This window comes from Aeromonas sp. CU5 (genome assembly GCF_002586745.1).
GTDB classification, from domain to species: Bacteria; Pseudomonadota; Gammaproteobacteria; order Enterobacterales; family Aeromonadaceae; genus Aeromonas; species Aeromonas sobria.
The window spans coordinates 1928505-1954795 of sequence record NZ_CP023817.1; the positions used below are offsets into that span (position 1 = coordinate 1928505).

A 26291-nucleotide genomic window follows, 5' to 3' on the forward strand; every position below is an offset into this window, starting at 1 on the left:
GGCCGCAACTCCATCCACCTCTGCCAACTCTGAGCCTAGTGCAAAGCGCGCTGCGGCAAGGATCAGGAGCCAGCGAAAAAGTAGCCAGCAAAAAAGAGAGGGGAAGCAGTGGCTTCCCCTCTCTCGTTAGCGTGTCAGCTTGTCAGCACGCCACCTTATCGATGGCGGTCATGGCTTGCTGGTTACGCCAGCTCGGCCCGCAGCGCCCTGGTGGCATTGACCATCACTTTGAGTGCGGCCTCAGTCTCTTCCCAACCACGGGTCTTGAGGCCGCAATCCGGGTTGACCCACAGCCGCTCGGCCGGGATCTGCTTGGCCGCCTTGCGCAGCAACCCTTCAATCCAGCTCTGGCTCGGCACGTTCGGCGAGTGGATGTCGTAGACACCTGGGCCGATTTCATTGGGGTAGTTGAAGCGCTCGAACGCTTCGAGCAGCTGCATCTGGCTACGGCTGGTCTCGATGGTGATCACGTCCGCATCCAACGCAGCCACCGCCTCGATGATGAGGTTGAAGTCGCTGTAACACATGTGGGTGTGGATCTGGGTGCTGTCCGCCACCGGGCACGCGCTCAGACGGAAGGCGCGCACCGCCCAGTCGAGATAGGCCTGATGATCCTGTTTGCGCAGGGGCAAGCCTTCGCGGATCGCCGGTTCGTCGATCTGGATGATCTTGATGCCCGCGCTTTCCAGATCCGCCACCTCGTCGCGAATGGCCAGGCCAATTTGCAGGGCGGACTGCTCGCGGCTCACGTCTTCCCGCGGGAAGGACCAGCAGAGGATGGTCACCGGGCCCGTCAGCATCCCCTTGACAGGCTTGTCGGTCAGGCTCTGGGCAAACTGGGTCCACGCCAGGGTCATGGGAGTCGGGCGGTCGATGTCACGGGTGATCACCGGCGGCTTGACGCAGCGGGAGCCATAGCTCTGCACCCAGCCGAAGCGGGTGATGGCAAAGCCATCCAGCAGCTCACCGAAATACTCCACCATGTCGTTGCGTTCGGCCTCGCCGTGCACCAGCACGTCCAGCCCGATCGCCTCCTGACGCTCTATAGCATCGCGGATCTCCCCCTGAATGCCCGCCTCATAAGCGCGGTCATCGATGCGACCGGCGCGCCAATCCTGACGCAATACCCGGATCTGCGACGTCTGCGGGAAGGAGCCGATGGTAGTAGTGGGCAGCAGCGGCAACTTGAGATCGGCCCGCTGCAGCTCGGCTCTGACCGGATAGGGGCTGTGGCGATCAAAATCGCTGTTGGTGAGGCTGGCGAGCCGTGACTGCACCGCTTTTTTGTGCACCCGGCTGTCGGACTCCCGATCGACGATGGGCTGGCTGTAGGCGGTGATTTTGTAGAGCTCGCCCCCATCCAGATAGTCTCTGAGCAGTCCCAGCTCGAAACATTTTTGCAAGGCGAAGGCGAACCAGCTGCGGGTCTGGGGATCCAGCTCCTGCTCCAGAGTCAAATCCACCGGGCTATGCAGTAATGAGCAGGATGAGGCCACCCAGAGCCGCTCGCCGAGTTTGGCTTTCAGTGCCTTCAGAGTCGGCGCCAGCTTGGCCAGATTGGCACGCCAGACGTTGCGGCCGTTGATCACCCCGGCGGAGATGACCCACTGGGCGGGCAGATGCGGCACCAGGGTCTCCAGCTGTTCGGGGGCGGCCACCAGATCCAGATGCAGGCCATCCACTTTCAGGCTGGTGATGATGTCGCGCTGATGGGCGACCGAACCGAAATAGGTGGTGAGCAGCAGCTTGCAGGGGCCAGCCAGACGCTCGTAGGCGTTGAGGTAGGCCAGCCGCCACTCATCCGGCAAGTCCAGCGTCAGCGCAGGTTCATCGATCTGTACCCACTCCACTCCCTGGGCGGCCAACTTGGCCAGGATCTCCTGATAGACGATGAGCAGGCGATCGAGCAGTTCAAGGCGCGAGAAGCCGCTCTCTTTCTCCTTGCCGAGCCAGAGGTAGGAGACCGGTCCCAGCAGCACCGCCTTGACCGGCAGCCCCAGTGCTTTGGCCTCTTCTACCTCGTCAAACAGCTGGCTCCAGCCCAGCTTGAAGCGCTGGTCACGGCTGAATTCCGGCACCAGATAGTGATAGTTGGTGTTGAACCATTTGGTCATCTCGGCGGCGGCCGCCGCCGGGCCGGTCGGCGCACGGCCGCGGGCCACCCGGAACAGGGTGTCGAGATCGGTCTCGCCATGGCGGTGACGGGCAGGCACAGCGTCCACCAGCAGGCTGGTACCGAGCACCTGATCGTACCAGGCAAAGTCGCCCACCGGCAGCAGATTGACCCCGGCGCCGTGCTGGGCCTGCCAGTGGCGCTCACGCAGCGTCTTGCCCACGGCAACGAGTTCGGCCTGAGTGGTCTCGCCACGCCAGTAGGATTCGAGGGCAAATTTCAGCTCACGCTTGGCGCCGATACGGGGGAAGCCCAGGGTGTGTGCTCGTGTCATAGGTTCATTTCCTTATGCTCATTCATCTGATGGGGAACTGGATGATTTAGCCATCCAGATGTTTACACATCCAAAATGACAAGATAAGGTGACGCTGGCTATTGAATCCTCTTCAAGTGGCTCTCAAATAATCCTCAACTGACCGCCAATCAGGTTCACCGCGAGGATACAGAGGCCGATTTTTACAGGTGCAAAAAGTGCCGGTATTAATAAGCGCAGGAGGCTAACCGCCGCCAGCAACCTCAGCGCCATACGCAATCTCACAAGGAGCCATCTTATGGCAGTGCCAAGCAATGCAGGGATAGAGATCAAACACTTGAAAACATTGACCGCGCTGGCCGAGCAGGGCTCGCTGGCCGGTGCGGCGCTGACCCTCAACCTCACCCAGTCCGCCCTCTCCCACCAGCTCAAAGAGCTGGAGACCCGCCTCAATCTCGAACTTTACCTGCGCAAAAGCCGTCCGCTGGTGCTGACTGCGGCAGGTAGCCAGCTGCTCGCCCTCGCCCGTCAGGTACTGCCCGCCCTGGCCCAGACCGAGAAGCAGTTGCAGGCCCTGCAGAGCGGCGATGCGGGCAGGCTGCATCTGGCGCTCGATTGCCACAGCTGCATCCAGTGGCTACTGCCGCTGTTGCCGGAATTTCGCCGCCAATGGCCGGGGGTGGATCTGGAAGTGGAGTCAGTACCGGGCTTTGATGCCATCAATGCCCTGCTCGGCGGTCAGCTCGACTTGCTGCTCACCTCGGACGTGCAAGCCCGTGGAGATCTCCACTTCGAGCCGCTGTTTGCCTTCGATCTGACTCTGGTGATGGCGCCGGATCACCCCCTCTGCCACCAGAGCCGCATCGAACCGGGCGATCTGGGGGCGGAGGTGCTATTGGTCTACCCGGTGGAGCGCAGCCGCATGGATATCTTCAGCCGCTTTTTGCAACCCGCCGGGGTGGAGCCCGCTCGCTGCAAGCTGGTGGACAACACCTCCGTGATGCTGCAGATGGCCGCCGCCGGGCTCGGGGTCGCCGCCCTGCCGCGCTGGGCCAGCGAGGAGTTTGTCAGACAGGGGATGCTTTGCGCCCGCCCCCTCGGCAGCGGTATCCGTCGCCATATGTATGGCGCGGTGCGAGCCGCCGACCGGGATCAAGCCTGCCTGCAGAGCCTGTTCGAATGCATTCGCAACAAGATGGGGAATGGTTGAGGAGAGGGAAAAATCACAGTTATCGCAGGCAATGCTGGCCTGACAAGGGGCAGAACAGTATCCTGATGCTTTAACGTTGCTTAACGGTAGCCATCATGTCCCACGTTGATCTGAATCTCTTTCGCGTCCTGGATGCTGTGATCCGCTATGGGGGCGTCACCACCGCCGCCGAGATGATGGAGATGACCCCCTCGGCCATCAGCCAGGCCATCAGCCGCCTGACCGCGCTGGTGGGCGAACAGCTGTTTGTCCGTCAGGGGCGGGGAATTACCCCCACGGCACGGGCGCTGAGCCTGCACCACGAGATCATGGTGCCGCTGCATGACATGGAGCGCAGTCTGCAACGCACCGACCTGTTTGATCACCATACCAGTCGGCGCACTTTTCGCATCGCGGGCGTCCCTGATATCGATGTCTTCTTCCTGCCGGAACTCAACAACCTGCTGCAGATCCAAGCCCCCAACTGCCAGCTGGAGTGGAACACCCAGGTGCAGGATGAAGCCTTGCGCCAGAACAGTCTCTATCTGCACAGCGTTGACCTGGTGCTGGCGACCAAACCCATGGTCGAGCAGAGTATTGAAAACGAGCAGATCATGTCCCAGCCCCTGCGCATCGCCTGCCGCAAGGATCACCCGCGGATCCGCCAGGCCCCCGACATGACCACCTTCTTCAACGAAAAGCATGTGGTGCTGCAGGCCAGACGGCTCGACAACCTGTTACTCAATACTCTGACCAAGGCACCGCTGCCACCCCGTCAGATCGCCTACGAGAGCGACTCCCTGCTCACCGCCCTCCATCTGGTGAGCCGTACCGACTGGCTCTGCGTTGCCAGCCAGTGGCACATGGATATGCTGGGTGATACCCTGGCACTGGCCAGCTACCCCCTCCCCTGGATCTCGGAAGATTGCCCGGTTTACATGAGTTGGCACAAAAGTTCCAATCAGGATGCGGGGCTGAACTGGCTCAAACAACAAGTGCGCAATGTCTGCTCGTTTTAAGCCCGCTTCACAATTCAGCCCACCCATCTACTTATCTGGGCTATCGATATTCTGGGCAAGCGGTCTTCAGGATAATCGGGCGCGCTCTGCCAACCATTGAGACGCAGCTCATGCCGACATCGTGGTACCGAAATAGCTGCGCAGCGCCTCCACCACCCGCCGCACCTTCTCTGGGATCTCCCGCTGCGGCGTGATGGCGTGGATCTCCATCGGCGCCACCCGAAAACCGGGCAGCAGTTCGAGCAGACGCCCCAGCGCCAGATCCTCACCAATTTCCCCCTCCGGTTGCAGCGAGATCCCCTGCCCCGCCAGCGCAAACTGGCGCAGGGGCAACACGTTATTGCAGAGCACCCTGGGTTTGAACCTGACCCTGTGTTCGCCCCCCTTCTCATCAAGTAGCAACAAACCGTTGCCCAGCATGTCGCCACAGAGCCAGTCGTGAGTCGCCAGATCGGCGGGCGTGCGCGGCGTCCCCTTGCGCGCCAGATAGGCGGGGGCGGCGCAGAGCAGCATCCGGGTTTGCCCCAGTTTGCGGGCCACCAGGGTCGAGTCAGGCAGGCTGCCGACCCGCAGCGCCACGTCGATCCGCTCGGCAATCAGATCCCGCTTCTCGTCGTCGGCGATGATCTGAATGGTGAGGCCGGGGTGGGCCTGCAACAGCGGCGAGAGGGCCAGTGCCAGCGGTTGGCCCGCCATCCCCACCGGGGCGGTGATCCGCACTTCACCGAGCAAGGCGTCGCGCACCTCGGAAAGGCGCAGCTCGGTCTCGCTCAGGGTCTGCTGCAACGCCCGGCACCCTTGCCACACCACCTCTCCCGCCTCGGTCAGACTGAGCCGACGGGTAGAGCGATGGAGCAGGGTCAGCCCAAGCAGGCTCTCCAGCTGGCTGATATGCTGACTGACCGCAGAGGGGGTCATGCCGAGGGATTTGGCCGCACCTGTCATGCTGCCTGCCTCCACCACAGCAGCGAAGATGGCGTAACGTCTGAGCTGTTCCATTATTAAATCCAGCTTATAAGTGAATGCATTTTTGAGGTGATTATTAAATCATATCCGGGGGCGTAGGATAGCCTCATTCCAACAGTGAAGGAGAGTTCCCCATGAAGATTGCCCTGATCGGTGCCAGCGGTTTTGTCGGTTCAGCCATCCTCAACGAGGCCGTCAGCCGCGGCCATCACGTCACCGCCATCGTCCGCGATGTCAGCAAGGTGGCCGCCCATCCGCAGGTCACCGCCGTGGCGGTAGATGCCCAGAACCCGGATGCGCTGGCCGAGGTGCTCAAAGGGCACGATCGGGTGATCAGCGCCTACAACCCGGGCTGGACCACACCGGATATCTATGAGCAGTACCTCAAAGGCGCCAACGCCATCGTAGCGGCCGCCGTGCAGACCAACAGCTGGCTGCTGGTAGTAGGTGGTGCTGGCAGTCTGGAGATCGCCCCCGGCGTGCAACTGGTGGATACCCCGGAATTTCCAGCCGAGTGGAAACAAGGCGCACTGGCGGCCCGCGACGGTCTCACTGCCCTGCGCCGTGAAACCGCCCTCGACTGGCGCTTTGTCTCTCCCCCGGTGTTCCTGGAACCGGGTGAGAAGCGCGGCGGCTATCGACTGGGTGGCGATCAGGTGCTGTTCAGTGGCGAGCAGCCTGCCGGGATCAGCGCCGGTGATCTGGCCGATGGCGTGCTGAACGAGGCGGAAAAACCGGCTCACCTGCGCCAGCGCTTTACTCTGGGTTACTGAGCGCCAACAGGCTGTTAAGGCCAGACATTCTCGCTCACTCCCCTGCGCGCTCGATCAGGTGATAACCCGCTCAAACAGAAGGGAGGCATCCGCCTCCCTTCTGCTTTGATCATTTTGCCGCTGGCAGCTTGCCTCTGGTTGCCCTCAACAGGGCGCCCGACATGGGGCGCACCATCCGCAGCACTATGCATCACACTAGGTTGGCCAGGCTGGCGGCAGCAGTCAGGGAGCCAGCGCCCACCAGCTCACCCGGGTCAAGAGATGGTCAAATGATGTGACATCGATAGCGTCGGGTTACTTCTTGCCAAAACCCGACTGCTTGAGGGTATAGCTTGCGTTGTTTTGCCAGGCATCCAGACCGCTGCGGTTATTGCCCGCCACCAGACTGGCCGCAAGGCTCGGGCTGTTGAACAGCTGATCGGCAGTAAAGACAAAACCGCCCTGACTGCGGGGCACTATGATCCCCTTCTCCAGCAACTCCAGCCGCAGCTCGATCACCGCCTCGCGCAAAGAGGCAGCATCCTCGCCATTGGCGGTGGATCCCGCCAGCACCATAAAGCCCGGATTTTGCCGCTTGCCCACCGGATAACCGTGGGCCTCGGCCCCCTTGCCGTTGAAGTGGTAGAGCTCGCGCTCCCCCGGCCGGTTGTCGGCGAGCGCCTTTTGCAGGGTCATCAGCTCGTTGTAGATCTCGATGGGGACGACGGCAGCCTGCTTGTTGCCCTTGCTATCGATGATAAAACTGACTTGCTTGTGTAACATCCTTGCTCATCCTGTGACCCATGGAAGCCTCTATTCTAACCACCTCGGGCAACCATGATCCAGCGAGGATCCACTGCTCTTTTGCCGCCTTGATCACTAACTGGCACTCTTGATCAACAGCAAGGCTGTGTTGATCATTGGCGGCCGTGGTAGCGTAACGACCATGATGAAAGCCATTGACCATCAAACGGTTAACCCATGCTGACCCTGCGCAACCTCTACAAGAGCTTTGATAACGGCAGTGAACGACTGCCGCTGTTCCACCATCTCGATCTCGCCCTCCCCGCGGGCGAGATCACCCTGTTGCTGGGCCAAAGCGGCTGCGGCAAGTCAACCCTGCTCAATCTGATCGCCGGGCTGATTGCACCGGACGAGGGGGAGATCTGGCTGGGAGAGACCCGTATCGACACCCGATCACCCGACGAGCGGGCGCGCCTGCGTGGCCGCCACTTCGGCATCGTCTATCAGGATTTCAACCTGCTGCCGACCCTAAACGTGGCCGAGAATCTGGCCCTGCCTCTGGCCATCAACGGTCTGCCACAGGATGAGACCAAGATTGACAGCTTGCTGCAACAGCTCGATATGGCCCATAAGCGCCATGCCTGGCCGGAGCAGCTCTCCGGTGGCCAGCGACAGCGGGTGGCGCTGGCCCGCGCCCTCATCCATCAGCCCAGGTGGCTGCTCGCCGACGAACCCACCGGCAGCCTCGATGAGCACAATGCCGAGCAGGTGATGGCGCTGATGATAGCGGCGGTGCGCGACACAGGCGCAGGCTTGCTGCTGGTGAGCCACAACCCGGCCTATGCCGCCCTGGCCGACAGGGTGCTGCGCCTCGAAGGGGGTCTGCTGATCGAACTCAAGGGGCCCCGTCATGGCTAAGCTGCGTCTGCCGGTGGCCAGCTGATGTTGCCACTCAAAGCGCTGCTGCGCCTCTATCGCAGCCACCCCTGGCTGCTATTGATGAGTCTGGCCGGGCTGGTGCTGGGAGTCTCGCTGGTGGTGGCCATCGAGCTGCTCAATCACAGCGCCCGCACCAACTTTGTCGCCGCCCGCAGCCAGCTGGCAGGGGAAGCCAACTACCGGCTGGCCCCCACTGGCGGGCTGGATGAACAGCTTTACGTGCAACTGGTGAAAAGCCAGCCCGCCCTCGATGCCATGCCCCAGCTCCACGGCTGGCTCAAGGATGAGCAGGGTCGCAGCTTTCAACTGCTGGGGATGGATCTTTTCAACCCCGGCCCCCTGCGTCAGCTATTTGGCACCCGGCCTGATAGCGACCCCGCCTTCTCCTTAAGCCGTGCCGACAGCGTCTGGCTGGCGGCCCCCGAGGCAGATCGCCTTGGCTGGCAACCGGGTCAGAGCCGCCGCTTTGTGCTGGGTGGCAGCGACGGCGCCAGCGCCCGCCCCCTGATCCTGACGCTGGCGGGCACCTTCACCCCCGGTGCCGTGCCCATGGAGCGGCTGCTGATAACCGATATCGGCCTCGCCCAGCCGCTGCTTGGCAAAGCAGGTCGGCTCAATCGCATCCTCTTCAAGCTCAGCGACAGCGAAGCCCGCACCCTGCAAGCGACACTGCAAACTGGTCAGCCCAAGCAGCCGCTCTGGCTTGAGCCCATCAGCCCGGCGCTCGATGCCAGCCAGCTTGGCGATGCGCTGGCCCTCAACCTGACGGCGCTGTCATTGCTCGCCATGGCGGTGGGCTTGTTTCTGGTGTTCAACGCCCAGCGATTTGTGCAGAGCGTGCGCCGACCCCAGCTGGCCCAGCTGATCATTCTGGGGATGCCACCGAGTCGGGTGCTTGGCTGGCTCATCCTGGAGCTGGTGATTCTCGCCACAATCGGGACCCTGCTCGGGGTGCTGCTCGGCAGCCTGCTGGCGCTGGCACTAATGGGACAACTGACCCAGGCGCTGGCCGATCTCTATGGCCCCAACCCCATTGACCTGTTGCGCCTCTCCCCTTTGAGCCTGCTAAAAGCGCTGTTGATCGGACTGCTCGGCACGCTGGCCGCCAACCTGCCCGGCTGGTGGCAACTGCTGCGCCAATCCCCCCTTGAACTGCGCGCCGGGAGCAGCAGCCCCCCCGCGCACCCGTGGCGACGGCGCATTCTGGCCATCGCCATCTTGTTGCTGTGCGCTCTGTGCCTGTGGCTACCGCAAACCGGTCTCACCGGTGCGCTGTTTATCGCCGGCGGCTGGCTGCTCGCCATGGCGCTCTGGCTGCCCGATGCCCTGCGCGGCCTGCTTGGCTGGCTGCGACGGCGCGCGCGCGGCCCCCTCACCGCCCGGCTTGGGGTGGCCGAGACCCTCTATCACCTCGATCGCACCGCCATCGCGGTGATGGCGTTGCAGCTGGCCATCGCGGCAGCCATCGGCATCGGAGTCATGGTGTCGAGTTTTCGCTCCAGCGTGGAGATCTGGCTTGGCCAGCGTCTGGCCGCCGATCTCTATGTCACCGCCCCCAAGGGGTGGCGGGCAGCAAAGGCACCTTGAGCGACACAACCCTCGAGACCTTGCTCGCCAATCCGCTGGTGAGCGCCGCCTCGCGCCGTTCTGTGCACCCCGCCCGCTGGCAGGGGCAACCCATCGAATGGGCCCAGATGGACTTTATCCCGCAGCTCAAAGCGGCCTATCCGCTGCTGGCCGGGCGCTGGCCGACCCGCACTGACGAAGTGCTGGCGAGTGAACCGCTGACGGTGCGTCTCGGGGTCAAGGTGGGCCAGACGTTGGCGATCACCGGCCAGCAGGGGCCAAGGCAGTTCACCGTCACCGGCGTCTATCAGGACTACGGCAGCGACAAGGGGCAGATCCTCCATGCCTTTAGCGAGGGGGCGGTGCAATCCCTTGCCCTCTTCAGCGATGACCCCGAGCAGCTGGCCGACCGCCTGCGCGCCCGCTTTGGCGAGCAGCTCAATCTGCTGTCAGCCCCCGCCATTCACAGCGCGGCCCTCAAGGTGTTTGATCAGACCTTTGTGGTGACCGAGCTATTGAAGTTGCTGATCCTCGGCATCGCCTTTGTCGGGATCGGCTCGGCCTTTATGGTGCTGGGGCTGGCACGCCGTGGCGAGCTGCAGACCTTGCAGAGTCTGGGCTTGAGCCCCCGCCACTGCCGCCAGCTGCTGGTGTGGCAAGGAGCGGGATTGGGGCTGCTCACCGCCCTGCTGGCCCTGCCGGTGGGGTATGGCCTCGCGTGGGTGCTGATCGAGGTGGTTAACCCCCGCGCCTTTGGTTGGCGCCTCGCCTTCGAAGCCGCTCCCCTTCATGCGGTCACGGCCCTGTTGCTGGCACCGGTCTGTGGCGCACTGGCCTCCTGGTATGCCGCAAGGAGAGTGGTATGAAACATCGTTTACTGCGCTGGCTCAGCCATGGCTTGACGACCCCATTGACCGGCCCTTTATTCCCGACCTTTCTCCAGCACAGAGAAGATCGCAGAGCGGCCGCGCTCCATCCCCTCTCCCTTCGGGAGAGGGTCAGGGTGAGGGGAATCTTGTGCTCATTGCGCGCCCGCTGGCTCGCCGCCCTCTTGCTTCCGCTTATCACCATGAGCGGCAGCGCGCAGGCCAGCGATCTGGGCGCCCTGCTCGGCGGCGGCAACGACAGCTTTAAAAAGGTACTGCCGGGGCAAACCATCCAACTGCCGGAGGATCACGCCGCCCACCCCGATTACCGCTCCGAGTGGTGGTATCTCACCGGCAACCTCAAGGATGAGCAGGGGCGCGAATATGGCATGCAATGGACCCTGTTTCGCCAGGGTATCGAGCAAGAACTCCGCACCAGCAACCCCTGGCTCACTCCCCAGCTCTGGCTGGCCCAGTTTGCCATCACGGATCTCGACCGTGGCAGCCACCAGCAAGATGAACGGGCCAGTCGGCAGGGGCCGGGGCTGGCGGGAGCCAGCGGCGGCGAATATTGGCTCAGGGAGTGGCGGCTTGCCTCGCAAGGGGCTGCGCTGTTCCCCGCCACCCTCAAGGTACAGAGCAAGATTGGCGAGCTGAACCTCACCGTCACTGCCGCCAAGCCGCTGGTGCTGCAAGGCAAAGCCGGTTACAGCGAGAAGAGCCCGGGCAACGCCTCCTTTTACTACTCCTACCCGCGCCTCACTCTTCGCGGCACCCTGACTCGCGATGGCGAGACCCGCACCGTCAGCGGACAAGGCTGGTTTGATCACGAATGGAGCAGCTCGGTATTGGCCGAGTGGCAATCGGGCTGGGACTGGTTTTCGCTGCAACTGTCCGATGGCCGCGAGCTGATGCTGTTTCGCCTGCGCACCAAATCGGGACACAGTGCTAATCCCGAAAACCAGCCAGAAAACCGTTACGGTATTTTGATTGAGCGGGATGGCAGCAGCCGGGTGCTCGCCCCCGACGCGATTCGCCTTACGCCGGGCAACACCTGGCGCGGCCCCAAGGGGCAGGATTACCCCGTCGAGTGGCAGCTGGAAGCCGCCGGAATGAGCCTCACCATCAAAGCCCGTCAGCCCAATCAGGCCATGACAGGTCGCTTTGACTACTGGGAGGGGGCTGTGACTGTGGGGGGAGATGCCCAAGGGCTGGGCTATCTGGAGATGACGGGCTACTAACGTGGTTGGTTCTTTGGGCTACTCGGGACAGTGCTTGCGATACTTTGTGCACTCAGTTCCTTGCTATTGTTATTACCCTCCTCATTTACACTCATATTTTTTTCCATTTATGCACCTTAGGTTGCTTCCTCATTCACCAAAAAATCAGATCACTGTCAAAAAACACATCAAAAACTGAGCGTTCTCTGTCGTCTTCCTAGCCAAAAATGGTCTGCGTTTGATACCTTTCTCAATACAATCCTCACAGATCTAAAAGTAACCGAGGTTAGCCAGTTGATTTACTTTCTATTCGTTACGTATTTCAGCTATTTTTTACTAAATTATTTAAAAGGGATACATCAGGTGCCAACTCAGAACGAGATCGAAATAATAAAACATGAAATTGAACGCAACGGATATGCCGCTAATTGTCACCTAGATAGTTTTCATTTTTTCGTTTCCCACAATGTTCGTGAATATTTAGATATATTAAATAACTACCAAGATAAAGATAAAAGCCACGCAATATATGGTGAAGACTTTAACGATTTACATGTGGATTATATTGAATTGGATGAGCCGTGGGGAAATTGTGGTGCAATATATCTCGCCGACCATAAAAACATTAATTTACATAAAGCATTGGAAGCACTAAATATATATGCCGATAACTTTGTAAAACTACATCCTGAAGAAACTCGAACTTGGCGATAATTTGCACGGCCGTGTTATAAAATTAGCACCTTCTGAGCTGATTATAGAAACACTCCATTGATTCCATACTAGAGATAATGACTTGAAAGTAGAACTTTTAGTGATAATTGACTCAGAGATTTCATTTTGTAGAAACTCTCACTCATTTAAGAACTTCCTACAATCTGATTCTGAGATAAATATTAGTGGAAAAACATTTAAATTTCGAGATATAACAGTAGATTATGAACTTCAGGAAGGTGAAAACACCGATAAAAACCACAAGTTCTTTCATATAAAATTAGCTTGTGATGAAAAATATATATCTGATTTTTCTGACTTTTGCAGATCGATAAAAAAACTGCTACATATGAATAGTAAAAATAGTATTACAACTCTATGGGATGATATTAGCTTTTACTATTCATCTCGCAGTTATCCAATGATTTATGAAATTGAAAATTTAATGCGGAAGCTAATAACAAAATTCATGCTTACCACAGTTGGTCTGGGTTGGACTAAAGAGACTGTGCCAGAAGAACTAAAAAGAACATCACGCACAGAAAATATAGATACAAATATTAACTACCTTTACGAAACGGATTTCATTCAACTATCTAATTTCCTGTTCGATGAATATAGAACACTCGACATAGCTGCTTTGATCAAAAAAATATCTGAAATCGAGACAGAGAATTTTCGTGTGAGTGAAATTTATGATTTCATTCCAAGATCAAATTGGGAGCGCTACTTTCGATCCAATGTTGATTGCGAGGATTCTTATTTGAAAACCAGGTGGGAGAAACTATATAAACTCAGATGTAAGATCGCTCACAATAACACGTTTACTAAGTCGGATTATGAGCAAACAGAAAAAACTGTAAATGAAGTAAAATCTAAGCTCCTAACCGCGATCCAATCATTGGATAAAATATCTATTAGTGACGATGAAAGAGAAGACCTTGCTGAAATAGCAGCTAGCAATTCTAGTGTTGTATTTGGTAGTTTTATCCAAAAGTGGAAAATGCTTGAATCATTAATAACTGAACTCTTAGTAAAGGAAAAAATACTACCACCTGAATTATCTAAGAGAGAAAAAGCCATGCTATACAAGAACCAAGAGGCTTTAATAAAAAATGGCTTAATTGACTCTATGATGTACCAAGAAATTAAAACGCTAAATAAGGTTAGAAATATAATGGTTCATGAGACTGATCAATACTTCACAAATTCTGAAATAATGGTCTTTTCAAGAGATATCGACAGAATCATTGATTTTTTGGTTGATAGATTAGGTGTGTAGCTAGTGGCTGTACCCATACCCTACTTAGGGCCGTAGGTTTGAATGCGGAGTGTATTCAGACGGTCATTTATTGAACGATTGAACCATGCCAGCCCCAAGATAATTCTCGAGTCAGTTATCTTTTTTTGCCGGATGGGCGATATCGAACTCTGTAACAACGAGGTAATCCACTGTTTTGCTTCGCCTCACTCAACTCAACCACCTATGCCACGACCGTTTGGCTGCATATAAACGCCAACGACTGCCGGTTAAAGTGCTCCGGCTGCTCCACATTGCAAACATGGCCGCAGTTTTCGATGATCTCGAGCTGGCTGTAGGGGTCGCGGGCCACCTGCTCGCGCACTGGCGCCAGAAACATATGATCTTCCTCGCCCATCACATAGAGGGTGGGAATGGGCAGGGAGCGTTCGCGGAAGTAACGCATCAGCGGGTTAACCTCGGTGGCGAGGCGGAACCAGCGTTTGAACTCCTTCTGGCACAGCTTGCGAGCCTCGCGCACAAAGAGGTTGCGCGACTCCTGATGGTGCTGGCGCGGCATTATGATGAAGGCAAACAGCCGGTAGAGCCACATATAGGGCAGGAAGTGCTGGCCGAGTCGGCCCAGTTGCACCAGCACCCGCGAGCGGATATCGAGCCGCAAAATGGCGCCCCCCAGTACCATGCTTTTCACCCGCTCCGGGCAGAGCTCGGCCAGATGGCGAATAAGGATGGTGCCAAGGGAGATGCCGACAAAGTGGGCGCGGCGGATATCGAGATGATCGAGCAGCCGAACGATATCTTCGGTCACTTCCCGAAAGCTGTAGTGGCCCTTGACCACCTGTTGCAGCTGGTGAGACTGGCCGTGGCCACGCAAGTCCAGCAGCAGCACATTGAAGTGCTCGCGATAGGCGCGCAGCTGCTTGAACCAGATGGAGGAGCTGCCACCGGCGCCGTGGACAAACACGACCCAATCCCGTTCGGGGCCAAGCTCAAAGGTCTTGTGATACAGCATCTTGCGACTCCCTCATCGACGGCATTGGGGTATAGTAGGCGCGCATCTTAGCAGATAATTTCAGCAAAAAAATACGTTTACATGGTAACCGGCAAGGAGCGTGAGGATGGAGTTGACGAGTTTGAGGGCCTTTCTGCTCACCCTGCCTGGCACGCAGGAAGATACCCCGTTTGGCCCGGAGATCCTGGTCTACCGCATCGCGGGAAAGATGTTCGCGCTGGTGGATTGGCAGGCCGATCCGCTCACCATCAACCTCAAATGTGAGCCCGAACTGGCCCTGCTGCTGCGCGAGATCCACCCCGAGGTCAAACCAGGCTGGCATATGAACAAGCAGCACTGGAACACGGTGACCTTAACCGATGCACTGCCGGACGATCTGTGGCAAGGCTGGGTGCACCACTCCTATGAACGGGTTATCGCGGGTCTGCCCAAAGCCAAACGGCCGCAGGCGCCGCAACCCCTCCAACCTACTGACGACAAAGCCCCATGACCCCAGCACTGCGTATTGTCCCACTCAGCGAGCCACATATCCCCGCCCTCGTTACTCTGTTCGAGCAGGCGGTGCGTGGCAGCGGCCCCGAGCACTACAGCGCCGAACAGGTGGAGCAGTGGGCCCTCGGCGCGCACCATCCCGGCTTTGTCAGCCAGCTGCGCGAGCATCACGGCTGGGTGGCGGAGCTTGGAAATGTGCCCCTCGGTTTTGTCACCCTGAGCCCCGATGGCCACCTCAGCTTGCTCTATGTGGGCGCCGACCATCAGCGGCAAGGGTTGGGCAATCTGCTGCTCACCACGGCGCTGGCGGGCGCCCGGGCTCAGGGCCTGCAGCGCATCACCACCGAGGCCAGCGCCTTCAGTTATGAGCTATTTTTACGACATGGCTTTGTGTTGACCGGACTGGAGTGCGTGGAGCGGGGCGGAGTCAGTTTTACGCGCCATCGCCTGCACTGCTGCTTGCCAAGCTAGGTCAAGTCACTAAAATACGCTTAATTTTCGTATTGTTACTGTATTGAGGCAGCAACCATGGTGGTAGAAAGTGAAGGCTATATCTCGCTGATCGAGTATCTGGTGGAGAGTCTGGGATTGTTTGAATCCCAACAGCAGAGCAACGGTGAAGAGACCATCGAAGATCTGGTCAGTGGCCGTGTTGCCAGCAACCTGATGGCTATTTGCGAGCAAAACCCGCAGATCGATCCCAAGGTGCGTTTTGCCATCATGCAGGAGGCCGACGCCGTGGTCGCCGATCTGGAAGAGGTGCTCTCTGCCGTCTGGCTGCGCGCCCCGACCCCGGAACAAAAAGCCTTCCTCATCGAGTTTATTGACCTTATCAAGAACCTTTTCGACAGCGCGATCGCCTGATCTGCCGCCCGGTTCTCCCGTCCAACGCAAGGTTTTCAAAACACGCAGATATGAAAAGGGCCGCCTTGGTGGGCAGCCCTGCTTGCTATCACTTTCAATCCCCCCATGCGTTCATTCATTGGGTGGTTATCAAGGCAAGAAATGTGTCTGGACTTTGCATCCGATCCCTGGACGCTACCTAGTTAGTCCCGCCTAATAGCAATAAGTTCCCGCCAGACAGCATTTATTTTCACTTTTTTAAGAAAATCCCTACAAACCCGTTCAGCGGTTCAGACTTGGCGGCAAACAGACGCCAATGCCACCCAATCCGCAGTATCCGTCCGGGTTCTTCGCCAGATATTGCTGATGGTAATCCTCGGCGTAATAGAAGGGCGCCAGCGGCAGAATGCGGGTGGTAATGGCACGACTGTCGCCGCTCGCCATCATCGCCTGCTGATAAGCCGCCATGCTCTGCTGGGCAATGATCTGCTGGCTCTCGTCATCGAAGAAGACCACCGAGCGGTACTGGGTGCCCACATCGCCACCCTGCCGCATTCCCTGCGCCGGATCGTGCTGCTCCCAAAACAGTCTCAGTAGATCGCCGTAGCTGATAACAGCCGGGTCAAACACCACCTGCACCGTCTCGGCATGGCCGGTCAGCCCGCTGCACACCTCTTTGTAGCTGGGATTCTGGGTGACGCCCCCCTGATAACCGGCCGCGGTGGAATAGACACCCGGTTGCTGCCAGAACAGGCGCTCCACACCCCAGAAGCAACCCATGCCAAACCAGGCCACCGCCATCCCTTGTGGCCAGGGGCCCTGGGTCGGGTTGCCGTTCACCGCATGTTGCTGACCAATCACCATCGCTTCGCGTCGTCCCGGCAGGGCATCTGCCGGTGAAATAATCTGTTCCATGAATCCTGTCCTTGTATAAAACCCTGTGAAATCACACAGCTGACGAAAAGGAGCATCGAAGATAGCAGTTTATCGCGGCGGATCAACCGGCGGGCCCCCTCCCCGCTCGCCCCATAGTGCCATCTGCACCTCCCTACCCCCTTTTCCCGATCCGCACGGCTCGGCCGCCCCAAGTAGACCAGAAACAGCCAAAATCAATATTTAGTCTTGATTTGTGAATTAATTTTCATATATTGAGCCAATCGCTGTTTTTTTATGGAAGAAATATCAAGTGCGTGAACGCGAACCCAGTCTGGTCAATGCCTTTCGGCAATCCACCCCCTATGTCAATGTGCATCGGGGTGCTACGTTTGTGCTGATGATGGGGGGAGAAGCCATCAGCCACCCCAATTTTGCCAATATCGTCAGCGATATCGCCCTGCTGCAGACACTGGGCATACGTCTGGTACTGGTGTTTGGTTCACGGCCGCAAAATGACGAGGCGCTGGCCCATGCGGGCATCGAGGCCCAGTACCACAGACGCACTCGCGTTACCGATGGTGATAGCTTCGCCATCATCAAACAGGTGTGTGGCGGCCTGCAATACGACATCACAGCCCAGCTCTCCATGGGGCTGGCCAACACCCCAATGCAGGGGGCGCGGATCAGCGTGGTGAGCGGCAACTTCGTCACCGCCCAGCCGCTGGGGGTGGATGATGGCATCGACTTTTGCCATAGCGGCCGGGTGCGCCGCATCGACGTGGAGGGGATCACCCGCCAGCTCGATCAGAAGAGTCTGGTGCTGATCTCCCCCATCGGCTGCTCGGTCACTGGCGAGAGCTTCAACCTCAGCTCGGAAGAGGTGGCTCGCCGGGTGGCGGTGGATCTCAAGGCGGACAAGCTCATCTGCTTTAGTAGCACCCAAGGGGTAATGGATAGACGCGGCGAAGCCATCTCCGAGCTCTTCCCCGAGCAGGCCGAAGAGCTGCTGGTGGAGCTGGAGCAGGCTGGCGAAGAGATGTCCGGCACCGCCCGTTATTTGCGCGCGGCGATCGCCTCCTGCCGCGGCGGCGTGCCCCGCTCCCATCTGGTGAGTTATCAGGATGACGGCGCCATGCTGCAGGAGCTGTTCAGCCGCGACGGCCTCGGCACCCAGATCGTGCGGGAAAGTGCCGAACAGGCCCGCGCCGCCACCATCGAGGATATCGGCGGTATTCTGGATCTCATTCGCCCACTGGAGGAGGAAGGCATTCTGGTGCGCCGCTCCCGCGAACAACTGGAGATGGAGATCGACAAGTTCACCATCATAGATCGCGATGGCCTGATCATCGGCTGCGCGGCGCTCTACTGCTTTATGGAAGAGGCGATGGCGGAGATGGCCTGCGTCGCCATCCACCCCGACTATCGCAACTCCAACCGGGGGGATCAGCTGGTGGCCAAGGTGGCCGAGCGGGCCAAGCGGCTCGGCATTCGTCGCCTGTTCGTGCTCACCACCCGCTCCATTCACTGGTTCCGGGAGCGGGGCTTCGATCCGCTGGAAGTGGAAGATCTGCCGGTGGCGCGCCAGCGTCTCTACAATTGGCAGCGCCGCTCCAAGGTTTTGTCAAAGACCATTGTCTAAGCCGTTGATTCTGTGTTGAGTTAGCTGACAATTTGAACTTTTTCACAAACTCGATTGACAGTGCAATCCAACGCAGGGTATTTCTAAATGCACTCCACCGCCATGGTGGAGCCAGAAGAGGAGCGCTGCCCAGGCAGCCCAAGGGAGGACGCCAGCGTCCGGTGAACTTGGGTCAGGGGGAGCAGCGCCGAGACGAATGAGGAGACTGGTGACCTCAACGTCGGCTGCGGGGGCTGAATCCCCCGGGTTGTCATCGGTAGTGATCATCCCCCACCGCGCCCTGTCAGGGGCGGTACGGGATGGGCTCTGCAGGTGGAGTGCTTCTGGCCGGGATAGCTTCGTTCATTCCTGCCATTTTCAGCCTCCTCCTCTCTTTTTTGCCCGATGGAACCGGAATCTTAAATTAAGACAGGAGTAAGCAATGAGCCCGATCAATGTCGCCAAGTTTGGCGGAACCAGTGTCGCCAACGCCGCGGCCATGAATCACTGCGCCGATATCGTGCTGGCCAATCCCGCTACCCGGGTGGTGGTACTGAGCGCCAGCGCCGGTGTCACCAACCTGCTGGTCGCCCTGGCACAAGGGGAGCTGGATGAAGCGGGCCGCGACGAGCAGCTGGCCAAACTGGCCGGGATCCAGCAGGCCATTCTGGCCGATCTCGGCAACCCCGGCGATGTGAGCGCCCTCATTCATGGCCAGCTGGACGAAATTCGCCTCATGGCCCAGCAAGCGCATCAACATACCGATGCGGAGCTGGCGGATCGCCTCATCGCCTGCGGCGAGCTGATGTCTACCCGCCTCTTTACCGAGCTGCTGCGCCAGCGCGGCGTCAAAGCCCACTGGCAGGATGTGCGCCAGCTGATGCGCACCGACAGCCGCTTTGGCAAGGCCACCGTCGATCTGGCCACCACCCGTACCCTCTGCCTGCAGACGCTGGGCCCGCAGCTTGGCGACAGCCTGATCATCACCCAGGGCTTTATCGGTGCCGATGGCGATGGCCGCACCACCACGCTGGGTCGCGGCGGCTCTGACTACAGTGCGGCCCTGCTCGCCGAAGCGCTCGATGCCGCCAGTATCGAGATCTGGACCGATGTGCCCGGCATCTACACCACAGATCCGCGCCTGGTCGCCCGTGCCCGCCCCATTCCCGAAATCAGCTTTGTCGAAGCAGCCGAGATGGCCACCTTCGGTGCCAAGGTGCTGCACCCCGCCACCCTGCAACCGGCGGTGCGCCAGAATATTCCGGTGTTTGTCGGCTCCGCCAAGGACCCTGCCGCCGGTGGTACCTGGATCCGCGCCAGCACAGATTCAAGCCCGCTGTTTCGCGCCGTTGCCCTGCGCCGCCAGCAGGTGCTGGTGACCCTGCACAGCCTCAACATGTTCCACGCCTACGGCTTTCTGGCGGAAGTGTTCGGCATTCTGGCCCGTCACCGCATCTCGGTGGATCTCATCACCACGTCGGAAGTGAGCGTGTCGCTGACCCTGGATCACACCGGCAGCCAGAGCAACGGCGAGCCGATCCTGAGCGACAAGGTGCTGGCCGAGCTGGGGCAACTCTGCAAGGTGGAGGTGGAAACCGGTCTGGCACTGGTGGCGCTGATTGGCAACCGGATGAGCGAAGTGAACGGGGTGGGCAGTCAGGTCTTTGACGCCCTGCGCGAGCACAACATCCGAATGATCTGCTACGGCGCCAGCGCCCATAACCTCTGCTTCCTGGTCAAGGAGGGCGAGGCGGGCAATATCGTCAACCGCCTCCATCAGGAGTTGCTGGACTAACCACTTGAGCAAGCTGACCAGATAAGGGTCGCAGAGCGGCATACAACAGGGCACCTTTTGCTAAACCAGCAAAAGGCGCCCTGTTTATTGGCAGACCCGGTTTTTAGCCAGATCCGTTATTGACCCGTGTATTGAACCGTGCGACTCAAGCGAGAGACGTGGCAGGCCGCTGGCAAGCCACGGCTTCGCGGCGCAGCTGCTGCAAGCGGGCGCGCAGCCCGGTCTGACCCAGCTCCGTCTCCTGAGGGGATAGATTATCCACCAGCAGCAGATAGTGATCCGTCACCGCCTGCAACAGCCAGTCGAGACGGCGCAGGGTCAGCGGGCCACAGCTCTTGCCGCTCAGATCGTCCGCCACATCGAGCCGGTGACTGCGATACATGTCCCGCCACCAGTTGGCGACCAGCGCCTCGTCGCTCGCCAGCGCGGCACTCCACTCTCCCTGCAAGGTATGCAGTCTGGCCAGCACCGGCTTACTGGCCCCTTCGCGGGTAAGGTGATGGATCTCGCGCTTGACCCACTGAAAACAAAGCTCGCGCCAGTAGCGAAACTGCGGCAAGGGATCGGCCTCATCGAGCAAGAGCCCTGACAGAGTGCGGGTCTCCAGCCGCTCCGGCACATGAAACTGCGGGTCAACCAGACCGTTGGAGTTGTATTCAAAGCGGGGATCGAAGGTCCACATGTAGCCAAAATCGAACACGCTGATCTGTTCGCCGTCGTCGAGCAGGTTGCCCGGGCTCGGGTCCCAGTCAAACCAGCCCCAGCGGGCAAGCTCCCCCTGCACCTCCAGCATCTGGGCCAGATTGCGCTCGTTGAGCTGATGGACCGGCACGCCCCGCAGCCAGGGGGAGACCAGCACCCCGGCGCGGGCAGAGCCAAAGCTGGTACAGACCACATGGGAGAGGATGGTGGGGTGCAGCTCGCGCAGGGCCTCAATTTCGCGCCGCCGCTCCAGCTCGGTCAGGAAGGCAGTTTTGCCATCGAGGTTAGCCACCAGCGAAGCCTGACGCCGCCGCTTGAGGCACCAGTGATGCCCCTCCACCTTGAGGTGAAACACCTCGGCGGTGAGACCGTGGCGATAGACCTTGATCACGGCCGGATGGGTATCCTTCAGTCTGACCAGCTGAGCCAGCGGCAGCGGGCAGTCGCGCTCGCGTCCGATCCGGATCTCTTCCTTGCTCTCCAGCATGCGCAGCAATCTGGCCTGACGCGCCATCACCTTAGGATTCATACATATACCTCCTGTCGCTATTGAGAGACTAAACAGCGCTCCCCTCCCAGGCCAGCGGCAAAACCCCATGATGACGCTTTCATCACATATTCCGTGCAACCCCTCGATCGGGATCACAATTTGCAGGGTTGAACAGTAACCAAATATTCATTAAACGGTCATTAAATTGACAAGCTGGAACAAGGCCCGCACCATCGGGTCAAACTCTATACGGATGAACGATCTCTCCCCCACTCGCTCAAAGGATGAGCTTATATGAATCGTCCCTCCTCAGGCCGCCCCCGCGTCCTGAGTCTGCCCTCTGTGGTACTCGCTCTGTTAGGCGGATTGCTGCTACTGACCCTGCTATTGCCACTGGTCAATCCCGGCAGCTGGCTGGGCCGCGCCCAGCCGCTGGTGTTGGGGCCTGCCGACAATCCGCTGGCCACTCTCAGCCGCCACGCCCTGCTCTATAAAAGCGACAGCCGCGGCCTCTATCTGGTGGTGCGCAGCCAGTGGCAGTTGCGAGGGCCGCTGCAAGCGGGGGACAAGGTGCGGGTAGAGCTGCTCAACGACAAGGGCGAACGGATCGACGAGCTGAGTCAGGGGGTGGATAAACGTCAGGTTTGCCGTAACAACCGCTGCACCCTGGATCTCAACAGCACCCTGCGGGCCCCGGACGATGCGCTGGACAGCCGTTACCAGCTGCGCATCGGCCTGCTGCTCAACGATCGCCCCGAGAGCGGTGATTTCAGCCAGATCCTGCAAACCCTGCCGGAGCAGGGCTTCAACCTCACCTATCTGGTGGTGAGCCTGACCCTGGTGCTGGCCCTGAGCGCCGCCGTGCTCAAAACGGTGCTGCCAAAACTGCGCCGCAGCCTGCGCTGGCGGATCATCGGCAGCCTGCTTTTGGGCAACCTTACTTTCGTGCTGCTGCACGGCTTTGTGGTGTTCAAACTGGGAGAGTTTCTGCTCTGGTCAGGCTTTCGGCCGGAGCACTACTACCTCGCCTGGGGCAGCATGGTGCTGGGCTGGAGCCTCTGCGCGCTGGCCGGGTTCAATCTCTATATGGGGCTGGTCTTTACCGCGCTGTCAGGCATAGGTCTGCTCGCCAACTTTATGAAGATCGCCATCTACGGCGTGCCGCTCGGCGGGGATGATTTTGGCAACCTGCTGGCGCTGCTGCGGATCCTGCTCGATCAACATCCCATCCTGCCCATCTTCACCGTTTTGCTGGCACTGTTTCTCTGCTGGCGCTTTGCCCTGTCACGCTGGGTGTTGCGCACCGCCGCCGCCACCGTTGCCTTCTTTGCCCTCTGCGTGTTTGCCACCCAGACCGGCAACAAGCTGCTGGGGGCCAACATTCGTTACGTGGATCGCGCGGTTAACTACCACAGGGACATCATCCGCTCCGGCCCCGGCCTCTATCTGTTCAATCTGGTGGACGAGATGCTGCAAAGCGGCAGCGTGTTTCGCTACCCCTTGCAGATCAACGAGCTGACCCCCCAGCTGAGCCATCCGCCCCAAGGCATAGCGCCGCGCTGGGATCTGGTGATCGTGCTGCAATACGAATCGCTCTGGCTCGACTGGCAGGGGCGGATCTGCGCCCCTGCTCCCACCCTCTCCCTGCCCGCCAGCGTGCAGCAGTGGCACAAGACCATCCACTCTCCCACCACCGGCGGCATGACGGTGCTGGCGGAGTTCGAGATGAACACCGGCCTGCCGGTGGGCTTGCTCAAGCAGGGGGTGGTGCCCTACTACTACCTCTCGGAGCAGGTGCCGGGGCTGGCCCAGAGCGCCAGACAGAGCGGCTACCAGACCCTGTTTGCCCACCCCTATGTGGAGAAGTTCTGGGGCCGCGCCAAGGCGATCCCGGCGCTGGGGTATGAGGAGCGCTGGTTCGATACCCGCTTCACCACCCTTGAGCACAAGGGACTCTATATCTCCGACGATGCGCTGATCGACCACATGCTCAAGCGCAGCGAACAGGATGACAAACCGCTGTTTGCCTATGCGGTCACCATGCAGGGGCACGGCCCCTTCGATGGCCCCCGCTATCAGGGGCAGGAGCGCAGCGGCGCCTGCCCGAACCAGAGCGAGAGCGACACCCAGCTACTCAACACCTACTACACCGGGGTGGTGGATGCCATGGCCTCGCTGGAGCGGTTGCTCAAGACCCTCGACCAGTCAGGCAAGCGCTATCTGGTGGTGGCCTTTGGCGATCACCAGCCGTTTTTGATGTCCGCCAGCAAGGGCATTCACGGTGACAAACCGGCGCGGGATGCAACCTACCAGATCCCGATGATGGCCTTTGCCCGCGCCGATGATCCCCTCAATCTGGCGACCCAGTTTGCCCCGGTGCGCCAGCTCTACCAGATGGGTCAGGCCACCCGCCAACTGCTGGCGGGGGATATCACCCCCATCGAAGAGAAGCCCCTGCTCCATCCGGTGCTGGGGGAAGAGAAGGGATTCGACCCTTCAAGCCTGGTGCCGCAGATCCGTGCCAGCTTCCGGCCCGATGCCCTGCCCTGATCCCTTTCGCCAACAACAAGGCCGCATCAGCGGCCTTGTTTTTTGACATCCATTTTTTGACATCCATGTTTGTTCACATCAGTTGCGCGCTCACCCGCCTTGCCACCAGGGCTGCAGTAGCGTGAGCTGCTGACTATCGAGATCGAGCGCCACCTCGATACCCAGCGGCAACGTCAGCATGGGGTGGGTATGGGCGCAGTCAAACTCCGCCAGAATGGGGAAGTTCGGCTCCCTCACCACCTCCAGCAGGATATCGAGGGGGCGCTTGCCGCTACCCTGATCGTTAAACAGCTCGTGCTTGCCGAGAATAAGGCCGCCGATGCGATCAAACACCCCGCACAGCTTGAGATGGGCGAAGGATCGCTCCATCGTCTCGGCAGATTTCAGGCTGTCCTCCAGCAGCAGAATGTCGCCGCGCTCGATGGTCGGCATATAGAGGGAGCCCCAGATCCCCGCCATGGTGTTGAGGTTGCCGCCAATCAGCCGCCCCTCTACCCGCCCCGTGCCCACCGAGATCAGTCGGTTCGGCTGGCAGAGCTTGGCCCTGGTCTGGTTCTCCCAATCCAGTCGCTCATCGCTCCATTGCGCGGGGGTCGGCATCGTACAGGGCACGCCAGCTGCGTCGGCCTGCACAATCTGTAAAAAGCTGGCGAGCGTCTCGTCCACCAGCGGCGGCAACTCGCCAAAGGAGGCCACCAGCGCCGGGCCATAAAAGGTAACCAGGCCAGTTTGGGCATGGATGCCGAGCAGCAGCGCCGTCACATCGGAGTAGCCGACGATGATCTTGGGATCGCGCCGTAGCGCCTCAACATCGAGATAGGGCAGCAGGGAGTTGGAGTTGCTGCCGCCAATCACCGACATGATGCAGCGCACTTCGGGGTCGCGAATAAGGGCGTTGAGCTCTTCGGCCCGCTCGGCAATGGAGCCAGAACGCCAGTGATCCTGCTGACCGGTGAGGCTACCCGCCTTGAGCCGAAAGCCCTGCCCTTCGAGAAAGGCCTTTGCGCGGGCAAAACGGTTGGGGGCCCAGGTGGTTGCCGCGCTGGAGGGGGAGAAAAAAGCGATGGTATCGCCACGTTGGAGCAGCGGGGGAACCAATAACGTCATGACACACTCATCCTTGCCAATATCTAGCCATTACAGAGTGATTGAGACTCCTACAAATCCCCTGCTAGTACAACAAGTTTTATCGTTAGCGTTTAGAAATACAAAACACTTAATTCATTATTAACAGATATTCTAAACACCATCCCCTTCTTAGAATGACCTCATTGCGATGGCCAACCCCGGTTGGCTGTCAGAACGGTCGGCCTGACAGCCCGGGCGTTTTCTCTCCGACTTAACTTTTCTCTCTCACTTAAATGAGGTGCCTGTCATGAACAAAACCGCATCCCCCAGCGCATTGGTTGTAGAAGGCGGCGCCATGCGCGGCATATTTGCCAGCGGCGTGCTGGATGCGTTTATCGAGCATGACTATCGCCCCTTTGACTTCGCCATCGGCGTCTCGGCGGGGGCCACCAACTTGCTGGCCTACCTTGCCAGCCAGCATGGCCGCAGCCACGACATTCTGACCGAGCTGGCGTGCAGCCAGCAGTTTATGGATCCCCTGCGCTTTGCCAAGGGGGGCAATCTGGTGGATATCCACTGGCTGTGGAACACCAGCTGCCGCAAGTACCCCCTCGACATTCACACCTACCGGGAGACCGGCATCCCCTTCTATGCGGTGGTGACCAATACCCTGACCGGCAAGGCGGAGTACATCCGGGTCAAGCCGGAGAACATGAACGAGGTGCTGCCCGCCAGCTGCGCCATTCCCCTCGCCTCCCGCGAATACCCGGAGGTACACGGGGTACCGATGACCGATGGCGGGGTGGCCGACTCCATCCCGGTGATCGAGGCCTATCGCCGCGGTGCCCGTCATATGACAGTGATCCTCTCCGAGCCGCTTGGCTACCGGCTCAAGCCGATGCCGTTCCCCTGGATGATCCGCACCCTGCTCAAGACCCGCCCCGCGCTGGCCCATGCACTGGAGCAGCGGGATCGCAGCTACAACGAGGCGCTCGATTTTATCGCCAATCCGCCGGCTGATTGCCAGATCGAGGTGATCGCCCCGGCCGACTACTTCCCCGTTTCCCGTTTCACCCGCGACATCAACAAGCTGGAGATGGGATACGTGATGGGCAAGTGCGCAGGCTATCAGGCCGCCCTGCTCAATTGATAAGGGTTTTACAGGCATGACCCGACCTGCCGC

At 59.4% G+C, this 26291-nt stretch carries 21 protein-coding genes, 1 pseudogene and 1 riboswitch; of the genes and pseudogenes, 15 read left to right on the forward strand and 7 right to left on the reverse strand.

Translation table 11 applies throughout. The annotated features are described in order from the left end of the window. Positions 1-182: 182 nt before the first annotated feature. Positions 183-2447, reverse strand: coding sequence for a 5-methyltetrahydropteroyltriglutamate--homocysteine S-methyltransferase (metE, locus tag CK911_RS08375; protein WP_098969619.1), 2265 nt, complete (start codon positions 2445-2447; stop codon positions 183-185). A gap of 277 nt (positions 2448-2724) precedes the next feature. On the opposite strand from metE, the gene CK911_RS08380 reads away from it, so the two are divergent. Then, entirely contained in the window at positions 2725-3636 is a 912-nt protein-coding gene (locus tag CK911_RS08380; RefSeq protein ID WP_042019210.1) for a LysR substrate-binding domain-containing protein, read from the forward strand. Positions 3637-3731: 95 nt separating this feature from the next. Further along, entirely contained in the window at positions 3732-4634 is a 903-nt protein-coding gene (locus CK911_RS08385; protein WP_042657726.1) for a LysR family transcriptional regulator, read from the forward strand. A 108-nt stretch (positions 4635-4742) separates the two neighbouring features. On the opposite strand, the gene CK911_RS08390 is transcribed toward CK911_RS08385, so the two are convergent. Then, positions 4743-5633 carry a LysR family transcriptional regulator gene (locus CK911_RS08390; protein WP_098969620.1) on the reverse strand — a complete coding sequence of 297 codons (891 nt, stop codon included), beginning with the start codon at positions 5631-5633 and terminating at the stop codon, positions 4743-4745. Positions 5634-5734: 101 nt separating this feature from the next. On the opposite strand from CK911_RS08390, the gene CK911_RS08395 reads away from it, so the two are divergent. After that, positions 5735-6373 (forward strand): NAD(P)-dependent oxidoreductase, encoded by a 639-nt coding sequence (locus tag CK911_RS08395; protein WP_098969621.1) that lies wholly within the window; start codon positions 5735-5737, stop codon positions 6371-6373. A 294-nt stretch (positions 6374-6667) separates the two neighbouring features. On the opposite strand, the gene CK911_RS08400 is transcribed toward CK911_RS08395, so the two are convergent. Next, positions 6668-7135 carry a DUF4357 domain-containing protein gene (locus tag CK911_RS08400; RefSeq protein ID WP_042019202.1) on the reverse strand — a complete coding sequence of 156 codons (468 nt, stop codon included), beginning with the start codon at positions 7133-7135 and terminating at the stop codon, positions 6668-6670. 198 nt (positions 7136-7333) lie between these two features. Here CK911_RS08400 and CK911_RS08405 point away from each other — a divergent pair, with 198 nt between their 5' ends. The 5 genes and pseudogenes from CK911_RS08405 (at position 7334) to CK911_RS08420 (ending at position 13683) form a co-directional block, all read left to right on the forward strand. Beyond that, positions 7334-8014, forward strand: a complete 681-nt coding sequence (locus tag CK911_RS08405; RefSeq protein WP_098969622.1) for an ABC transporter ATP-binding protein — start codon at positions 7334-7336, stop codon at positions 8012-8014. A gap of 24 nt (positions 8015-8038) precedes the next feature. Further along, positions 8039-10467 (forward strand): annotated as a pseudogene (locus CK911_RS08410) (FtsX-like permease family protein). A 185-nt stretch (positions 10468-10652) separates the two neighbouring features. Next, positions 10653-11708 carry a lipocalin-like domain-containing protein gene (locus tag CK911_RS08415; protein WP_172954093.1) on the forward strand — a complete coding sequence of 352 codons (1056 nt, stop codon included), beginning with the start codon at positions 10653-10655 and terminating at the stop codon, positions 11706-11708. A 342-nt stretch (positions 11709-12050) separates the two neighbouring features. After that, a complete protein-coding gene (locus CK911_RS21180) occupies positions 12051-12401 on the forward strand; it encodes a hypothetical protein (protein WP_157774547.1) in 351 nt (116 codons plus the stop codon). Between the two features lie 82 nt (positions 12402-12483). Beyond that, complete coding sequence (locus CK911_RS08420; RefSeq protein ID WP_157774548.1) at positions 12484-13683, forward strand: HEPN domain-containing protein; 1200 nt, start codon at positions 12484-12486, stop codon at positions 13681-13683. A gap of 202 nt (positions 13684-13885) precedes the next feature. Here CK911_RS08420 and CK911_RS08425 read toward each other — a convergent pair whose 3' ends face one another. Then, positions 13886-14674 carry an alpha/beta fold hydrolase gene (locus CK911_RS08425; protein WP_098969624.1) on the reverse strand — a complete coding sequence of 263 codons (789 nt, stop codon included), beginning with the start codon at positions 14672-14674 and terminating at the stop codon, positions 13886-13888. A 106-nt stretch (positions 14675-14780) separates the two neighbouring features. Here CK911_RS08425 and CK911_RS08430 point away from each other — a divergent pair, with 106 nt between their 5' ends. From CK911_RS08430 to CK911_RS08440, 3 genes are read left to right on the forward strand one after another with little or no spacing between them, the layout of a single operon-like run. Beyond that, complete coding sequence (locus tag CK911_RS08430; protein ID WP_098969625.1) at positions 14781-15164, forward strand: MmcQ/YjbR family DNA-binding protein; 384 nt, start codon at positions 14781-14783, stop codon at positions 15162-15164. Then, a complete protein-coding gene (locus tag CK911_RS08435; protein WP_098969626.1) occupies positions 15161-15637 on the forward strand; it encodes a GNAT family N-acetyltransferase in 477 nt (158 codons plus the stop codon). Before CK911_RS08430 ends, CK911_RS08435 begins: the two co-directional genes overlap by 4 nt. 57 nt (positions 15638-15694) lie before the next feature. Next, positions 15695-16030, forward strand: coding sequence for a DUF3802 family protein (locus tag CK911_RS08440; protein WP_042019186.1), 336 nt, complete (start codon positions 15695-15697; stop codon positions 16028-16030). Between the two features lie 261 nt (positions 16031-16291). Here CK911_RS08440 and msrA read toward each other — a convergent pair whose 3' ends face one another. Next, entirely contained in the window at positions 16292-16924 is a 633-nt protein-coding gene (msrA, locus tag CK911_RS08445) for a peptide-methionine (S)-S-oxide reductase MsrA (RefSeq protein ID WP_098969627.1), read from the reverse strand. A 271-nt stretch (positions 16925-17195) separates the two neighbouring features. On the opposite strand from msrA, the gene argA reads away from it, so the two are divergent. Both argA and lysC read left to right on the forward strand, forming a co-directional pair. After that, on the forward strand, positions 17196-18524 hold the full coding sequence (argA, locus tag CK911_RS08450) for an amino-acid N-acetyltransferase (protein ID WP_042019181.1): 1329 nt from the start codon (positions 17196-17198) through the stop codon (positions 18522-18524). Between the two features lie 107 nt (positions 18525-18631). Beyond that, positions 18632-18855: riboswitch (Lysine riboswitch) on the forward strand. 90 nt (positions 18856-18945) lie between these two features. Further along, complete coding sequence (gene lysC, locus CK911_RS08455; RefSeq protein WP_098969628.1) at positions 18946-20298, forward strand: lysine-sensitive aspartokinase 3; 1353 nt, start codon at positions 18946-18948, stop codon at positions 20296-20298. A 145-nt stretch (positions 20299-20443) separates the two neighbouring features. Here the strand turns inward: lysC and CK911_RS08460 are convergent, their stop codons facing one another. After that, on the reverse strand, positions 20444-21529 hold the full coding sequence (locus CK911_RS08460) for a hypothetical protein (protein ID WP_098969629.1): 1086 nt from the start codon (positions 21527-21529) through the stop codon (positions 20444-20446). 255 nt (positions 21530-21784) lie between these two features. Between CK911_RS08460 and CK911_RS08465 the strand changes: the two genes are divergently transcribed. Next, positions 21785-24040 (forward strand): LTA synthase family protein, encoded by a 2256-nt coding sequence (locus CK911_RS08465; RefSeq protein ID WP_098969630.1) that lies wholly within the window; start codon positions 21785-21787, stop codon positions 24038-24040. A 90-nt stretch (positions 24041-24130) separates the two neighbouring features. On the opposite strand, the gene CK911_RS08470 is transcribed toward CK911_RS08465, so the two are convergent. Further along, a complete protein-coding gene (locus CK911_RS08470) occupies positions 24131-25147 on the reverse strand; it encodes a S66 peptidase family protein (protein ID WP_098969631.1) in 1017 nt (338 codons plus the stop codon). Between the two features lie 268 nt (positions 25148-25415). Here CK911_RS08470 and CK911_RS08475 point away from each other — a divergent pair, with 268 nt between their 5' ends. Beyond that, positions 25416-26258, forward strand: a complete 843-nt coding sequence (locus CK911_RS08475; RefSeq protein WP_098969632.1) for a patatin family protein — start codon at positions 25416-25418, stop codon at positions 26256-26258. Positions 26259-26291 lie beyond the last annotated feature (33 nt).

Bases quoted from the DNA above. Each gene is read 5' to 3' on its own strand.
- metE (WP_098969619.1), bottom strand. From the start codon at position 2,447: ATGACACGAGCACACACCCTGGGCTTCCCCCGTATCGGCGCCAAGCGT.
- CK911_RS08380 (WP_042019210.1), top strand. From the start codon at position 2,725: ATGGCAGTGCCAAGCAATGCAGGGATAGAGATCAAACACTTGAAAACA.
- CK911_RS08385 (WP_042657726.1), top strand. From the start codon at position 3,732: ATGTCCCACGTTGATCTGAATCTCTTTCGCGTCCTGGATGCTGTGATC.
- CK911_RS08390 (WP_098969620.1), bottom strand. From the start codon at position 5,633: ATGGAACAGCTCAGACGTTACGCCATCTTCGCTGCTGTGGTGGAGGCA.
- CK911_RS08395 (WP_098969621.1), top strand. From the start codon at position 5,735: ATGAAGATTGCCCTGATCGGTGCCAGCGGTTTTGTCGGTTCAGCCATC.
- CK911_RS08400 (WP_042019202.1), bottom strand. From the start codon at position 7,135: ATGTTACACAAGCAAGTCAGTTTTATCATCGATAGCAAGGGCAACAAG.
- CK911_RS08405 (WP_098969622.1), top strand. From the start codon at position 7,334: ATGCTGACCCTGCGCAACCTCTACAAGAGCTTTGATAACGGCAGTGAA.
- CK911_RS08425 (WP_098969624.1), bottom strand. From the start codon at position 14,674: ATGCTGTATCACAAGACCTTTGAGCTTGGCCCCGAACGGGATTGGGTC.
- CK911_RS08430 (WP_098969625.1), top strand. From the start codon at position 14,781: ATGGAGTTGACGAGTTTGAGGGCCTTTCTGCTCACCCTGCCTGGCACG.
- CK911_RS08435 (WP_098969626.1), top strand. From the start codon at position 15,161: ATGACCCCAGCACTGCGTATTGTCCCACTCAGCGAGCCACATATCCCC.
- CK911_RS08440 (WP_042019186.1), top strand. From the start codon at position 15,695: ATGGTGGTAGAAAGTGAAGGCTATATCTCGCTGATCGAGTATCTGGTG.
- msrA (WP_098969627.1), bottom strand. From the start codon at position 16,924: ATGGAACAGATTATTTCACCGGCAGATGCCCTGCCGGGACGACGCGAA.
- lysC (WP_098969628.1), top strand. From the start codon at position 18,946: ATGAGCCCGATCAATGTCGCCAAGTTTGGCGGAACCAGTGTCGCCAAC.
- CK911_RS08460 (WP_098969629.1), bottom strand. From the start codon at position 21,529: ATGAATCCTAAGGTGATGGCGCGTCAGGCCAGATTGCTGCGCATGCTG.
- CK911_RS08465 (WP_098969630.1), top strand. From the start codon at position 21,785: ATGAATCGTCCCTCCTCAGGCCGCCCCCGCGTCCTGAGTCTGCCCTCT.
- CK911_RS08470 (WP_098969631.1), bottom strand. From the start codon at position 25,147: ATGACGTTATTGGTTCCCCCGCTGCTCCAACGTGGCGATACCATCGCT.
- CK911_RS08475 (WP_098969632.1), top strand. From the start codon at position 25,416: ATGAACAAAACCGCATCCCCCAGCGCATTGGTTGTAGAAGGCGGCGCC.